General features: G+C 34.7%; 16 protein-coding genes. 2 read left to right on the forward strand and 14 right to left on the reverse strand.

All coding sequences use genetic code 11. The features are described from left to right. Nucleotides 1-57: 57 nt before the first annotated feature. Together HW423_RS10075 and HW423_RS10080 are read right to left on the reverse strand one after the other, a co-directional pair. Entirely contained in the window at nt 58-558 is a 501-nt protein-coding gene (locus HW423_RS10075; RefSeq protein WP_218931782.1) for a YtxH domain-containing protein, read from the reverse strand. 28 nt (nt 559-586) lie between these two features. Continuing rightward, nucleotides 587-1,177 carry a DUF948 domain-containing protein gene (locus HW423_RS10080; RefSeq protein WP_218931783.1) on the reverse strand — a complete coding sequence of 197 codons (591 nt, stop codon included), beginning with the start codon at nt 1,175-1,177 and terminating at the stop codon, nt 587-589. 187 nt (nt 1,178-1,364) lie between these two features. Here HW423_RS10080 and HW423_RS10085 point away from each other — a divergent pair, with 187 nt between their 5' ends. Continuing rightward, nucleotides 1,365-2,231, forward strand: a complete 867-nt coding sequence (locus tag HW423_RS10085) for a mechanosensitive ion channel family protein (RefSeq protein WP_218931784.1) — start codon at nt 1,365-1,367, stop codon at nt 2,229-2,231. A 39-nt stretch (nt 2,232-2,270) separates the two neighbouring features. On the opposite strand, the gene HW423_RS10090 is transcribed toward HW423_RS10085, so the two are convergent. From HW423_RS10090 to HW423_RS10140, 11 genes are all read right to left on the reverse strand, one after another. Then, on the reverse strand, nt 2,271-2,789 hold the full coding sequence (locus HW423_RS10090) for a YfcE family phosphodiesterase (protein WP_218931785.1): 519 nt from the start codon (nt 2,787-2,789) through the stop codon (nt 2,271-2,273). Continuing rightward, nucleotides 2,767-3,384 carry an XTP/dITP diphosphatase gene (locus HW423_RS10095; protein WP_328803175.1) on the reverse strand — a complete coding sequence of 206 codons (618 nt, stop codon included), beginning with the start codon at nt 3,382-3,384 and terminating at the stop codon, nt 2,767-2,769. Before HW423_RS10095 ends, HW423_RS10090 begins: the two co-directional genes overlap by 23 nt. Then, nucleotides 3,374-4,216 (reverse strand): glutamate racemase, encoded by an 843-nt coding sequence (gene racE / locus HW423_RS10100; protein WP_218931787.1) that lies wholly within the window; start codon nt 4,214-4,216, stop codon nt 3,374-3,376. The genes HW423_RS10095 and racE overlap by 11 nt, the downstream gene beginning before the upstream one ends. A gap of 196 nt (nt 4,217-4,412) precedes the next feature. Beyond that, complete coding sequence (locus HW423_RS10105) at nt 4,413-5,690, reverse strand: ABC transporter permease (RefSeq protein WP_218931788.1); 1,278 nt, start codon at nt 5,688-5,690, stop codon at nt 4,413-4,415. Next, complete coding sequence (locus HW423_RS10110; protein ID WP_218931789.1) at nt 5,683-6,591, reverse strand: ABC transporter ATP-binding protein; 909 nt, start codon at nt 6,589-6,591, stop codon at nt 5,683-5,685. Before HW423_RS10110 ends, HW423_RS10105 begins: the two co-directional genes overlap by 8 nt. A 132-nt stretch (nt 6,592-6,723) precedes the next feature. After that, entirely contained in the window at nt 6,724-8,406 is a 1,683-nt protein-coding gene (locus tag HW423_RS10115; protein ID WP_218931790.1) for a hypothetical protein, read from the reverse strand. Nucleotides 8,407-8,427: 21 nt separating this feature from the next. After that, nucleotides 8,428-9,273: a pyridoxamine kinase gene (locus tag HW423_RS10120; RefSeq protein ID WP_218931791.1), complete on the reverse strand. Its 846-nt coding sequence runs from the start codon at nt 9,271-9,273 to the stop codon at nt 8,428-8,430. 167 nt (nt 9,274-9,440) lie between these two features. Continuing rightward, nucleotides 9,441-9,749 (reverse strand): thioredoxin, encoded by a 309-nt coding sequence (gene trxA, locus HW423_RS10125; protein WP_197103971.1) that lies wholly within the window; start codon nt 9,747-9,749, stop codon nt 9,441-9,443. 95 nt (nt 9,750-9,844) lie between these two features. Next, the gene (locus HW423_RS10130; protein ID WP_218931796.1) at nt 9,845-12,211 is read right to left on the reverse strand and encodes an endonuclease MutS2; all 2,367 of its coding nucleotides are present in this window, start codon (nt 12,209-12,211) and stop codon (nt 9,845-9,847) included. Between the two features lie 83 nt (nt 12,212-12,294). After that, nucleotides 12,295-12,846 (reverse strand): CvpA family protein, encoded by a 552-nt coding sequence (locus HW423_RS10135; protein WP_218931792.1) that lies wholly within the window; start codon nt 12,844-12,846, stop codon nt 12,295-12,297. Between the two features lie 22 nt (nt 12,847-12,868). Further along, nucleotides 12,869-13,207 carry a cell division protein ZapA gene (locus tag HW423_RS10140; protein WP_218931793.1) on the reverse strand — a complete coding sequence of 113 codons (339 nt, stop codon included), beginning with the start codon at nt 13,205-13,207 and terminating at the stop codon, nt 12,869-12,871. A gap of 156 nt (nt 13,208-13,363) precedes the next feature. Between HW423_RS10140 and rnhC the strand changes: the two genes are divergently transcribed. Next, nucleotides 13,364-14,320 carry a ribonuclease HIII gene (rnhC, locus tag HW423_RS10145; protein ID WP_218931794.1) on the forward strand — a complete coding sequence of 319 codons (957 nt, stop codon included), beginning with the start codon at nt 13,364-13,366 and terminating at the stop codon, nt 14,318-14,320. 81 nt (nt 14,321-14,401) lie between these two features. Here the strand turns inward: rnhC and HW423_RS10150 are convergent, their stop codons facing one another. Beyond that, nucleotides 14,402-15,361, reverse strand: coding sequence for a hypothetical protein (locus HW423_RS10150; protein ID WP_218931795.1), 960 nt, complete (start codon nt 15,359-15,361; stop codon nt 14,402-14,404). Between the last annotated feature and the right edge of the window lie 228 nt (nt 15,362-15,589).

Raw genomic sequence — 15,589 nt, forward strand, 5'->3', positions numbered from 1 at the left:
CCCATCAACCTTATTTGACAAAGAGCCAATTAATGTATCATTCACATTAGTAATAAATTATTTATTTACTTCATCTTTCACGTTATCAACAGCGTCTTCAGTTGACGCTTTTACATGTTGTGCTGAGTCACTTACATCGTCTGATAAGTCTTTAGCTTCAACAGAAATTGTATCTGCTAAGTCTTCTGCATCTTCTTTTAATTTTTGTGCATCTTTACTTAATTCATCTTTTGAATCTTTCATATCGCTTTTTACACGATTCCATTCTGTTGATGCTTCTTGACGAATATCGTCAAATTGAGATTTAAATTGATCCGCTGAATCTTTTAGATTTACTTTAATATCTTCAGTTGTTTCATAAGCAGCATCATATAATTCAACACCACGTTCTACTGCATAGTCAGTATATTCTCCAGCGCTATCTAAAAACTGATCAACTTCTACAGCTATATCACGACGTAGCTCTTTCCCTGATTTTGGTGCGTATAATAAAGCAGCAATTCCTGCTACTGAAGCGCCAAATAATGCTCCTAAGAAAAATCCTCCATTTTTACTCATTCAAATCATCCTTTCTATTATCATTCTTTTAGTTTTTTATTTTTATTTCTCCAGCAGTCTTTGATGCTGGTTTATTTTTAATATCAAATAATTCTGATTCATATAATTGTTTCTCTAAAGAATCTACCGTTGGTACAGGTGGTTTTGGTTTTGTCGCCGGTCGATTAGTCGTTTCTGTTCTGGGTGACGGTGCCGCTTCTCCTGCTGAAGGTCGTTTGCGTGCTACTCCTTTAGCTGAATTAACAAATTTTTCGATAGGTGATTGGCGTTTCTTCCCTACCCCTTTCAATAAATTTGAAGTCATATTTTTAGTTGAATCATTTAAATCAGATACGGATGTACCTATATCTCCGATAGCAACAAATAGTGGGTCTGTTTTGCTTAATTTACCATTTACATCGTCTACTAATGTGTTCGCTTTGTTCAATAAACCCTCAACTTCAATTGATAGATTATCTACGTCTTTTGTTACGACATCAATAGTAGTATTAAGTTTTTCAACCGTTTCATTTACATCTTTTAAAATTTGTGATAATTTTGATAAATTTAAACAAATAAATACAACTAATACCACGAATGCAAGCGCTGCAATAATACCAGCTAATTCTCCTATTGTCATACTACTAACTCACTCCTTCCCTGTTCTTATAGGATAAATATATCATTTTTTATGATATTGTACAAATAATAGGATACTTATTAAGTGAATTTTTATATAAAATATATTTGAAGTATCTTTCTAATCATGCAAAAAACTATTTAATTCATAATAATTCTGTTATATTTTAGTAAAGGAGCGTGTTAAATTGGTAATCGGACAACTAAACTTAGAGGCAATTCTAAGGAATTTTATGCCAGAAGAAACATCTGAGAATATTATTTTTTTCGGAACAATATTATTCCGTTTAATCATAATCACAGTTATTTTTTTAGTCGTGAAATACTTAGTTGAATCATTCTTTGATGCAAACCCTGCAGGACGTATTAGTATTACAGGGAAGCAATCACCACAACGAATTAAGACAATTAATACTTTACTTCGTAATTTTTCAATGTATATCTTATACTTCCTATTTGTATACTATCTACTAACTGCTTTAGGTTTTCCTGTTGGAACGCTATTAGCTGGGGCTGGAATAGCTGGGGTTGCGATTGGTCTTGGTGCGCAAGATTTGATTAATGATATGATTAATGGTTTCTTCATTATCTTTGAGAATCACTTTGAAGTGGGAGATTTTGTGGAAATTCCGACAGAAGAAATTACTGGTACAATTGAGGATGTTGGTATACGTACAACAACAATTCAGGCAGCAAGTGGGGATAAGTTTTATGTTCCCAATAGTGTAATTACAACTATCAACAATAAAAGCCGTAGTACACGCCAAGTGACGATTGAAATCCCTGTAGCAGACGAAACTGAATTTAAAACATTTGAAGCAGAAATGGAAGACATAACTCAAATGATTTATGAAAAATATAATGAAGTCATGCGCGATGAACCAACCATTGTTGGTTTCGTTCGAGGAGTTGATCAAACATTCAATTACCGTATTGCTTTTACTGTAGCAACGGGAGAAGATTATATGCATACAAGTATTTTCTACCGTGAATATTTATTTGCTTTACAAGAACAAGATTTCAAAATTCCAAGTTCTGTTTACGACGAAACATAATAAAAAATGCGATGAGCTTAAAAACTCATCGCATTTTTCTTATCTTGGATAGGTTTGTGTTAATTCTTCTAATAGCTTCATATCCTCATCATAGAACGTCACTTCATATTCATCTTTAGTTACATTAACAATCGCATATGTTTTATATGGATGAATGCCTCTTGAATTATTTAAACTACCAGGATTAACTAATAGTAATTCATCATCAATCAATTCGCTCTTTAATTGATGAGTATGGCCATGAAACACAAAGTTCGCTCCGCGTTCTTTAGCCAATTCAATGACGGCGCTGTTTGTACGATTTACACTTTGAACGTGTCCGTGAACTAAGTATACTTTACCTTCAGGTGTATCGATAATTTGTTCCATAGGATAATAATGAGTACCATCCATGTTCCCTTCCACCGCTCCATCGATTAATTCCCATATCGAATCATCTTGTTCAAATTCTGAATCTCCTAGATGGAAGATATAATCTACTGTTGGTCTAACTTCTTTAACAATGTCGTATACTTTTTTCCAACGTCCGTGATTATCACTTAATATCATCATTTTCATAAATATCCAGCTCCTTCATCCATGTATCTATTTTTTTATTTAATTCTTGCATAGCCTTTGCTCTGTGACTTATTTTATTCTTTTCAGCCAGAGGCATTTCAGCAAATGTCTGGTCTTTCTCAGGATAATAAAATAACGGATCATAGCCGAATCCATCGTCGCCACTTAATTCTTTGAGAATATAACCTTGAGCTTTCCCTTCAACCACTAGACTTTCATTATTTGGATAAGCTAACACTAATACAGATTGAAAGTATGCTTGGCGGTCTTCCCCTTCAAAACTTGCCATTTCGGTTAATAATTTCTGATTATTTCGTTGATCATCTTTCGGTTCCCCGCTGTATCTTGCACTGTATACACCCGGTTCGCCGTTTAATGATGGAACAACTAAGCCTGAGTCATCGGCTAAAGCAATGACCTGCAATTCATTAGCTATTGTCTCAGCTTTTAAACGGGCATTTTCTTCAAATGTTGTTCCAGTTTCCTCAACTTCTTCAACGTCAGGGTAATCTAATAATGATTTTACTTCGATATCAGTATTTTTGAACATCTCTTTAAATTCTTTAATTTTCCCTTGATTATGACTAGCTATCATGACGATCAACGATAATCTCTCCTTTTATATCACATTCTTGAACTTTAAGTTCAGGTTGCTTTAACCATTCGCGGGCGAAGATTTCAAATTCCGAAGCATTGCCCGTTGTATAAATTGCTTGAGTTGCTGGCGTGAGTGCTGCTTCTTCTGCAGTACGACTTAAACTAAAGTAATCGAGTAAGGTGCTCACTTCATTAATCGTTTCAACTCCAGAATCAATCAATGTAACCTCAGGTCCCATAACCTGTTGAATCTTGTCAATCAGTAAAGGATAATGCGTACAGCCTAGGACAAGGCTGTCTACTTTCGCCTCTTTTAAGGGCTCTAATCGGTGATTTATAATATCAAAAGCTTCATCTGTTTCAATATTTTGAGACTCTACGAGTTCAACAAACTCAGGACAAGCAATACTTGTTATATCTAGTGTGTCAGCTTTTTCAAGCATCACCTCTTTGTACATATTACTATTAATTGTTCCTTGAGTTCCGATAACACCGACGTGTCCGCCGGTCGTATTCTTAATGGCTGTACGGCAGCCAGAATGAATCACACCAACCACTGGTATTGCCAATGTCGCTCGAATCTCTTCTAACGCAGCTGCTGTCCCTGTATTACAAGCAATGACAAGCATTTTAATGCCCTTTTCTCGTAAGAAATTCGTCATCTGCCATATATATCGTTTAACTTCTTGTAATGACCTCGGTCCATATGGTGCGCGTGCACTGTCACCTAGATAGATGATGGATTCATTGGGTAGTTGTTTTAAACTTTGCTTTACAACTGTTAAACCACCAAAACCTGAATCAATGAAGCCTATGGGTAATTCTTTCATACATTCATCTCTTTTCTAATAGTACCGTATTAATAATATCGCATCGATATTAAGTGGAGTGAATAAATCACTCCGAAAGTAAACAAATAATTATTAACTTATAGTATAACGCTGATTACAAAATAATGCTAAAAAATGTTTCTAAAATTTCACAAAAAAACAATCCATTCACATGGATTGTTTTTTTTAACAAATTTTATTTACTTGCTCTTTCACTTTTCCCTAAGGCAAAAGAACGCTTGAATGCATTCACCATCCCTTTATCACTATAGACAAGAACATTGCTCTTATAGAATAAAAGTGAGAACCAAAGTACAAAGGCCATAAATAAGACGGAAACAATAATTGATATGACGATTTCAGTTGAACTCACGGTCTCTGCAGCGACTCTAAACGGCATGATAAATGGTGTAAATAATGGAATTTGCGATGTAATTCGGACTAATGAATTATTTGTTGAATCCAGTGCAAACATCCCAACATAAAATCCACCTAAGGCTATAAATACTATCGGTGTAATCGTTTTATTAACATCTTCCGTCTTAGACACTAAAGAACCTAAGAAACCGGCAAGAACAGTATAAATTAATATACCACTGACCGCATAGATAATACCTATGATAATGACATTACTACTACCTTGTAACAATTCACCAATATTAAATTCCTCAAAAGAATCAAGTAAATTTAATTGACGTAAAACTAAAGAAATTAAGAAATACAAACCGATATAAATAACGATTTGAGTCAGAATCACTAATAATATCCCAATCAATTTGCCTAAGAAATGGGCAGTAGGTGACACACTAGAAAGTATAATTTCCATAATTCGTGACCCTTTTTCAACTGCGATTTCTTGAGAAATAATACTCACATAATTCATAATAAATATGAATACAATAATCGAAACAGCATAAGCAATCCCAATTCTAACAAACCTCACAGGATCTTGAGCAGATTGTTCTACTACTTCGCCAGCCTCATTCCTACTCACATTAATACTATTAATCGATACGGCTGTATCTTGAATTTGAGTTAATTGTTCACCCGTTAAGCCCATTTCTTCCGCTGAATTGATAAAATTATATTGACTTAAGGCTTCTTCAAAAGGTGCTAATGAAATATCCTTGCTTGTAGTTTTACGGTAATACATTGGATTAGAATCACCATCTCCAAATATTAAATAACCGTCTAAATCATCTGTCTGTAAAGCTTCTTCTGCTTGGCCACGATTATAATCAAATTGTATTTGATTTCCAACATTAGCTTCCTCAATAATTTCTTGGACTTCAGCATTCGCGTCAATCACTGCAATATTACCCACGGATGAATCTGACTGACTGCTGCCGATGAAATAACCAATAGCTAACACAACACCAACCATTATAATTGGCGAGGCAATCATCCAGAAAAATGACCAAGATAGGACATTTTTTCGATACACTTCTTTAATAATAACTCCTAATCTATTCATGAATGGCTTCACCTGCTTTCATCTTAAATATTTCCTCTAATGTCGGCGGCTGTTGACTGAACTTCGGTAAATATTCACCTTTAGATATTGTTTTAAATAAAGGTTCACCATAAGATGCATCCTCGAGTTTCAATGTATATTGGTTTTTACTCGTTTCCTTCACATCGATGACCCCCTCTAATTCTTTGAGTTCATCAAGTGTCCAATCTGGTGTTTCTATATAGATAAATGTTCTTCCAAAGCTTTCTCTCACTTCATTAATTTCACCATACAATAATTGTTTTCCGTGGTGAATCATGACTAATTTATCACAAATCTCTTCGATATTATTCATATTATGACTTGAGAAGATGATTGCACTACCCTTTTCTTTCAAGTCTAAAATGCCTTGTTCTAATAACTCAGCATTCACCGGATCAAGTCCACTAAAGGGCTCATCTAAGATAACTAATTTAGGCTCATGAATTAACGTCGCAATGAGTTGGACCTTTTGCTGATTCCCTTTAGATAAAGTCTTAATCTTATCAGTTCGAGTCCCTTTAACATCAAACTTTATCATCCATTCATCGATTTTATTGTCAATATCATTTTTTTGCATTCCACGCAATTGGGCAAAATAGATGATTTGTTGTTCGATGGTCATTGTTTCATATAATCCACGTTCTTCTGGTAAATAACCGATAATATCATACAAATTATTGCCCAATTTTTCCCCGTTCCAGTTAACCTTACCGCCTTCTTCTGGAGTTAAAAAATCTAAAATCATTCGAAAGATTGTCGTTTTACCGGATCCATTTTGGCCAATCATTCCTAGAATTATTCCATCCTCAATCTCAAATGATACGCCATCGACTGCTCGTAAATCGCCAAAGCTTTTCACTAAATTGCTTACTGTTAACATAATAGCCTCCTTTAACGGTTTAAGTATATCGAATTCATTTTCATATGACAAATCATATTCTTTATCATAATTACGTAAAAAGACCCACATATTTTCAAATATGTAGGTCTAGTGTTTAATTCATATAAATGTTTACCATTCAATTTCTCTGACTTCTCCAGACTCTGTAGCTGTAAAGTCAACTTCTGTTCCTGCTTCTAAAAACGGTAAGTGATCATTTAATGATATGTCAGCTTTATAAACTGTTCCATCAAATGTAAAGTAATAAACCGTATTTCCTTCGACTACAACCGCTTGAACAGCATCCACTTCTCCTGTAAATTCATTCAAGTCATCTTCAGTTTCGATTTCTTCAATGTCTAATGGATTATCAACTGCGTAAGCTTGCATTAATTGAGACACACTTGATTCGACATAAACACTTTGATAGTTTTGAACATCAACTAATGCATATTCTTTAATTAATCCTGAATTATCTTTCAATGTAAGGATATACATCGGATTTCCATTAATGTTTATTAGTAATGGGAATGTCGCTGTGTAGCTTGTTTCTTGAACACTCCCTTCCGCTGAACGCATTGCCGAGAACTCTTCAGCAGCACTTAACGGATACATTTGTGCTTCTTTTGTTCTTAAGTTTACTAAGACGAAACCAATATTCGACTCATCTGCAACTACGGATGTAATACCAGTATATAAGTATAAATCGTCACCAATTGGTAAGTAGTTATAACCTGCCGTTGGTTCAGTGACTCCTTTTTGAGCAAAGAGTGAGTTAAAGAAGCCGTTACGGTAGTAACCTTGCATTGTTAATTGATGCATAATTAAATCTGCACCGTACACTCGGTCGATCCAACTTGGAATTTCTTCTAAAGAATACGTATTCGTTTCACCAGTCATCGCATTCAAGACAATGACACCATTTACTTCTGGTTCTCTAATAAAGAAATTACGCGTATAAGTTGAGGCTATATAATAAGGATTTCCTTCATCATCAATTTCAAAAGTTGGTGCTTCAAATAATGCAAATGGATTTGAAAAACGCAACTTACGCATGACGTCTCGGTTTAAAATTTCTGAGTGACTATAGCGAATAGGTTCAGGTGGTGTTTGTAATTGAACCTCACCCGTGACATTATCAACTTGGATATAATGTGGAATCCCTGTTTGAAAATTATTTAACCAACGGAAGAAACCAGCATATTCCAGTGGTGATACACGGTAAGGAGCGGAATCAATTGTAATTTGTGTATAATCTCCAGCTACTTCAAATTGAGAAACAAGTTCTGTTATATTACCTAATTGTCTATTTCCCAATCGTTCAGCCGTATCACGGTCAACTAAAGGAATTTGATTAATATTTGTCTCAGGAAAATCTTCTTCGAAAGAAGCTTGATCCACTGTAATCATATTTGAATACCCATCTGAAAAGAATACAGGTGATAAGACTAAGTAAGTAACCACACCAATAACTAATAAGATTGGCCATGGGTACACTAATAATTTATATTTCAGAGAGAATTTTGGCATACTAAAGCCAGTTTCTCCGTTTTTAAGTTTGGAAAATGTTTTTACACTATCTGCTAACAATTCAATAATTAAAACGCCAGCTACAATAAGGAATAAAAAAAACCAAAAATCAAGCGAAGCATAATGTAATGGTGGTAGCATAATATAGTAGTAAAGAGCTATTAACATCGCTAGTACTATATATAAATAACGTACTTTTCCTCCACTTAATTTATTTTTGGACATCCTATTTTGGAAAGATTCTTTCCAATTCCTGTTTTTAAATGTATCGGTTACATCTTTCATTAAAAAATTCCTTTCTATATTTTATTGTGGGAAAAATTCCTTTAAAGTTGGCTCGAAATAAATACCCCATTTGATATCTCGATTCAAGGCTAACGTATTGTCTAGTGATTGCTCAATAATGCTTCCTGTCTTCACTAGAGACTCTTCAATGGAAAGCCCTCTACTATACCAAACCGTTGTCGAACTCACGGCAATATCTCCGGTACCAAAGAAATGTTGCGGATAATATCTATGCATCAGTAACTTTTGGTAATCATTGTGTCCTCTAACATAAAAGCCTATTTGATCTGGCATTTTATCAGGTAAACGAACGCCAGTAATAGCCACATACTTTGCACCAGACTCAATTAATTTAAGACTCACTTTGTCTAACTCTTCAACCGTCATCGATTCTGAATAAGGTGTATTCGTAATAAAGCAAGCTTCTGTAATATTCGGAAAGACAATATCCGCTTCTTTCATTAAAGCTGAGAATTTTTCGGCGATTTGGTGGTCAAAACCTGGATAATATTTCCCGTGATCAGCCATAATCGGATCCATTAACAAGATTAGTTCTGGATTCAACCGTTTCTCCTCACGATAATATTGGGTAAATAATTCAACTTGCTCTGTCGTTGAAAAATACCCAGTCATTATGACATCAAAATGGATGTCATTTGCCTTCCAAACTTCAACCGTTCGTTTGAAATCTTCATTCATTTCATGACGAATAATATTGGCATAACTTTCTCCTGTTTGGGTTGATACAAACATTGTAGGAAGAATGGATACTTCCAATCCACCAGCGGATAATATTGGAATGTTTATATTTGCAGCTACTTTACCTGCTCCTGGAATATCATTTACGACTAAAACTCTTTTTGACATCTTTTATACACCTCTCATATCAATTATAGTCTAGTTTTCCTTATATAACTAGAGGGAATTCAAGTCCCTTTTGACTTATAGAAATACTATCAGTATATCTAATTCTTCCCAAAAATCAAAAAAAGCACTCACCTTAAAAGTAAGATGAGTGCTAAAATCTAGTCTATCTATTTATATTGATTTAAAATCTCAGTCAAACGGGCTTTGTCGTGGTATCCTACTAATTTTTCAACAACTTCGCCATCTTTTTTGATTAAAAGTGTTGGAATTGACATAATTCCAAAAGATTGAGCTGTCTTAGGTTCGTCGTCTACGTTCATTTTGTAAAATTCAACGTCGTCCATTTCTTCAGCTAATTCATCCACGATAGGTGATTGCATACGACAAGGACCACACCAAGGTGCCCAAAAGTCCGTTAAGGTAATCCCTTCGTCTGTTTTTGCATTAAATTGATCATCAGATATTGCTTGTGTCATGATTACATTCCTCCCTTTTCATAAAACTATTATAACATCTCATAGTATTGAAGACTATCTAATTGCTCAAATACTTATTATAATGATTAAATTTATTATTTAAAATAAACAATCGTTGACCCATCGCCACCTGCGTTTGGTGGTGAGTATTCAAAGCGATCGACTTGCGGATGCTCTTTAAGTGCTTTTTGAACACCGTTTCTTAAAGCACCTGTCCCTTTACCATGAATAATTGTTACCATTGGATGATTTGATAATAAGGCAGAGTCTAGATACTCTTCTAATTTAGATAAGCCCGCATCATACCGTTGACCACGTAAATCAAGCGAAGTTTTAACTTTTGGTCCGACACTTCGTTGTACATTTACTTTCGTTGGTTTTTCAACTTTCTTAAGTGGTTCTAAATCTTTTTCGGCAATCTTCATCTTTAATATTCCCATTTGAACAACATATTCATCTTTTCCAGATTGTTCAACAATGGATCCTCTTTGGCCATATGAAAGTACTTCTACGTCATCACCTGGTTTAAGTTTCTTCTTCTCTTTTGCGCGTTTAAGCACTTTATTCTTCTTAAGTTCTTCTGGCAATTTCAAGTCATCAAAGGATGATCGTTTATCAATAAGTACGTGTTCTTTAATCGTATTACTTTGTCCTTGTTCGAGTTGTAATTCTCTTATTTCACTTAATATTTTTTCTGCTTGATCCTGTTTCTCGCGCACGAGTTCATTAGCATCTTGTTTTGCTTTTTCGACGATTTTACTCTTTTGCTCTAACCAACGATTGTATTCGTATCGTAAATCTTTATGTAATTGTTCTGCATCTTCCAAGAACTTTTCTGCTTTTATATGATCTTGTTCAGCTGAACGACGTTCAAACTCAAGATTGGCCACCATCTCGTTAATAGATTGATCATCTCTAGACACACCTTCTTGAGCAGTTTGAAGAATCGCATTGGGCAGTCCTAATCGTTTAGAAATTTCTAGTGCGTTAGATCTACCTGGGACACCAATTAATAAGCGATATGTCGGTGATAATGTATCCGAATTAAATTCCATACTCGCATTAATCGTGTCCTTGGCATCATTGGCATATAATTTCAATTCAGGATAGTGAGTCGTTGCCATAATGGTTGTACCCATCTTTCTAAAATGTTCAAGAATTGCCATCGCTAACGCAGCACCTTCTTGAGGGTCCGTCCCTGAACCTAACTCATCGAATAAAACTAAAGATTCATGCGTCGCATCATTAATAATTCTTACATTGTTCGTCATATGACTTGAGAACGTACTTAAACTTTGTTCGATTGACTGCTCGTCACCAATATCAGCGTAAACATTATCAAACACCCCAATTTGACTGCCAGCTTCAGCTGGAATATGTAAGCCTGATTGTCCCATCAAATGCAATAGCCCCAACGTCTTAAGTAAGATTGTCTTACCACCCGTATTTGGTCCTGTAATAATTAAAGCTTTATATTCCTCTCCAAGTAAAATATCATTCGCAACGATATCTTCTGAAGCAATAAGTGGGTGTCTAGCCTGCCATAAGGCGACAATTAAGTCCTTTGATAAGATTGGCTTAGTAGCATCAATCTCACGGCTATACCCTGCTCTTGCTTGAATAAAGTCTAATTGGGCTAACATCTCTTGATTTGTTCGAATTTCATTTGTATACGCCATTAAGCTTTGCGAAATTTCATCCAGAATCCGTTCGATTTCTTTACGCTCAGCTACTTTTAATTCAGCTAAACGGTTATTTAAATTAACTACACTTTGTGGTTCCATATATAATGTCTGTCCAGAACTACTCTGATCGTGGACCGTTCCGCCCATTTGGTTCCGATACTCTGCTTTCACAGGGACAACGTAGCGTCCGTTACGAATCGTAATTAAAGTATCCGTTAATTGGTTCGCACGGCTTTTTAAAATTTGATTCAATTGATTACGCACTTGTTGTTCAGTATTGGATTGATTTCTTCTTATAGATGCTAATTGACTCGATGCCGATGATAAGACACTACCATCTTCATCAATGGCATTATGAATTAGTTTCTCAACTTCTGGAAGATGAATACATTGATCCACCCAGTCTTGTAATGCCGGGAAAAACTTTTCATCTTCCGCTAAAATCTCAAAGAATTGAATGACTTGCTTCGTTGACGTTAACAATTTACCAACTTCTGCGAGTTCTTTACCATTGAGACTGGCACCTAATTCTAATCTCTTCAAAGGTTGATCCAATGAGCGTAACCGTGGTACCGGAATAAGACGATCTTGTAACAATAGACCTAGTGATTGCTCAGTCTCATCCTGCCACGTTTGAATCGTTTCGTAATTATTCGATGGTTTCATATTAGCTATCTTACTCTGAGCAAGTTCTGTTTGAGTATATTGTTTGATACGTTGTCGTACTTTGTCGAATTCTAAGGTGTCAAAAATCTTCTCATTACTCACAGAAAACATCATTCCTTCCTATCTCTTACTATCAACTATATATTATAACAAAAAAAGTGTCCCTATGCCATTCATAGGAACACTGCCATTTATTAAGAAAACGGATTAAAATTGAACCAAGTCTCTGCAGCAAAATCTGAGAAAAATGGCGTATTCGAAACTATTTGATACGCTATCGGATTATCAACAAACTGTTGTTGTATAAATTCAATTGGAATCAGTGATAAAACGAATAAAAAGAAAAAGACAATAACATAGGTAATTAATACATTCACTACTCCACCACCAATAGCATTTAAATGGTTGAGTAAATCATAATACATGACACGAGTGAATAATAATGATAAAAAGTTAGTGATAATCCAACCAATTAAACCGATAAGGATAAAAGTAATCACACGATAGAAAGCATCATCGATATAGAAGCTCGTCGCCTCATCATAAAAAGCTAAATTTGTATCCGGTTGAACTGAGGGAAATGGTATGAGCATTTCAACAATCTCAGATAATGGTTGAAAATAACGTGTCGCAAGTACAAAGGTAATAATATACCCTACTAAACGAATCAGTTGTAATACTAAACCTCGACGATAACCTGTATAAAAACTAATAAGTAAGGCAATAAGAATAATAATTGTTAACATAGCATCTCTCCTATCTGACTAATCACTCACGCTCATATGGTACTTGATGCGAATTACTTTGATCTCTTCTCGAATAATTCGGACGTGCTGATTGTTTAGATTCTATTTGTGTCTTTAACTGTTCAATTTCTTTCTCCAGCTCCAGAATTTGTTGTTCTTTCATAAGCTGATCCGATATAGCATTTACTGACATTAAGATACTTCGATCTTCATTCGATAACTCCGGTGTCAGTTCAGTTAATTGTTGTAGTTGATTATTTACAATATCAACCACTGAATTTAGATGTAGCGCTGATTTTTGCCCCACAATTGTGTATTCTTTTCCTGCAATTTTTGCTTTAAATCGTAAATTTCGTTCCATCATTACTCATCCTTTTCAACTGCTTGTCTTATTTTACCAAATTTTTGTTATAAATTCATTTTTATCTGAAATAGTCTTACAATACTCAAATCTATTTCACAATTTGCCCAATGTTCATTATAATATATCACAGAACAATCGAAAAGGATGAAGTGAATGGCCTCAGAAAGTATAAAAGTAAATAAAACAACCTTTAACAAAATGCACGAACATTACAAAAAATATTTAGTTGAACCGGTCCCTTATAGCGAATTTCGTGCCAAAGTAGGATCGACAACGATTACTGGTTATACAAGCGGAAAAGTACTATTCCAAGGAAATGATAGCCACGTTGAGTTAGCAAAATGGCAAAATAATCATTCAGCAACCTCCTCAACGAGCTCAAAGACCAAAAGCAGTACAAGACCATCGGAATCTGGCCTTCCAGAAGGCTTTGCTAATTGGCCAATAATCGGGAGTGATGAAGTTGGTAATGGTAGCTACTTTGGCTCTTTGACTGTCTGTAGTGTTTATTTATCACCAAGTCAATTTGATTTGGTTAAATTATTAGGCGTAAAAGATTCAAAACTCCTGAATGATAAGGAAATTGTAAAAATTGCAGAAGAGTTAAAAATGTCCGTACCCTATCACCTAACAGTCTGTACGCCTGAAAAGTATAATCAAGCGATTGAAAAAGGCTATAATGCAGTGAGTATTAAAGTGTCGTTACATAATTTCACTATCGGAAAATTATTAAATAAATTGAATCCAGAGCAAAAAGAGGAGATGCGTGGTGTATTAATTGATCAATTTACGCCCGCAAATAACTACTTTAAGTACTTACAAAAAGAACAACATCCAATTAAAGATGATGTCTACTTTGTCAAAAAAGGAGAAAGTCATCATTTAGCAGTCGCAAGTGCGTCAATTATAGCCAGAGCTGCTTTCTTAGAATCCCTTGAAACACTCGGAAAACCATTTAATAAAGTATTGCCGTCTGGTGCAGGCAAAGCAAGTGATGTACTTGCTGCTCAACTCATTAAAAAATATGGTAAAAGTGCCCTATATAAAACTGCCAAATTACATTTTAAAAATACGACCAAAGCCCTTGAACTTGCCAAAAAGATTAAATAAAAATAACGAGTCCCTTCCTATATGGAAAGGACTCGTTTTAATTTGCTACAAGCTAATTAGAGTTAGTTTGATACAATTATATTATTCTGCACTTTCTTCTTCAGTAGATTCTTCTGAAGTTTCAGCATCTGAATCTTCTTCTGTTGCTGAATCTTCTGATTCAGTAGATGCTTCGTCTTCTAATTCTTCTTGTTCATAGTATGCTAAGTTAGTTAACTCATCATTTTCAGTTTGAACTTCAACCGCAGCAATTTCTCCAACTTCAACGTCTTCATTCCCAACAACTGACCATAAGAATGCTTCAGTGTAACGTTCAGGGAATAGTGATGTTGTTACCACTTCTGGTTGGCCAAATGTATCAGTAAATGCGGCTAAGTCACCTTCGTTAAATAATGTTTGTAAATCTTCAACAGTTGTTTCTAAGCGTTCGAACATTTTTGCTGTCTTGTATTGGTATTCAACGTTTGTTAATTCTGGTCCATCTTCTTCAGAATTCACATATGTTTGGAAACGAACAACTTGTACGATGTCATCTTCAATTGAAACGTATCTAAAGATTTCACCATTATCTGTTTCAGATACCGATGTTGGATCGTCACCCATAATTTCTACCACTTCATCAAACGTTAAATTCACTTCGCCATTCATCGAGCGTTCTTTCGCAGTATCTAATACTTCTTGATAACCAGCTTCTAAGTCAGCTCTTTCTAATACTAAGTTTGGATCCCATTCTTCAGTTGGTTTGATTAATTCTGTGATTTCAGCTTCAGTGTAAGGGTTGTCTGCACTTGGTGTTAAATCTTCTTCACCTTCAGTTGCTTCTGTGTCTTCTGTAGACTCTTCTGAAGTTTCCTCAGTTGATTCAGTTTCTTCAGTTTCTTCAGAAGATTCAGTAGATTCTTCTGTCTCTTCTGTTGCTACCTCTTCAGTTTCTTCACTTGTCTCAGTAGTCTCACTTGCAAAGATTGTTGCTGGTACTAATGATAATACTAAACCTGCACTTAATGTCCCTAAAATTAATTTTTTCAATTGTTTTTTCATAATTAATCCTCCTTTTAATCATAAATAAAAAGAAATAAATTATTTATGTTGTATACATCATAATCATTATTATTATTTTTTACAAATGATATACCTCGAGCAAAAGACCTTATAACATATTGATATAAGCGCTTTAATCATTTTTAAACAAATCATTCATATATGTAACTTTATTGAAACAAAGTTAAATATTATTTATTAGTAAATTCAATATTTTTATAATATTCT

The sequence above is a fragment of the Ruoffia halotolerans genome (assembly GCF_014049385.1).
Lineage (GTDB): Bacteria > Bacillota > Bacilli > Lactobacillales > Aerococcaceae > Ruoffia > Ruoffia halotolerans.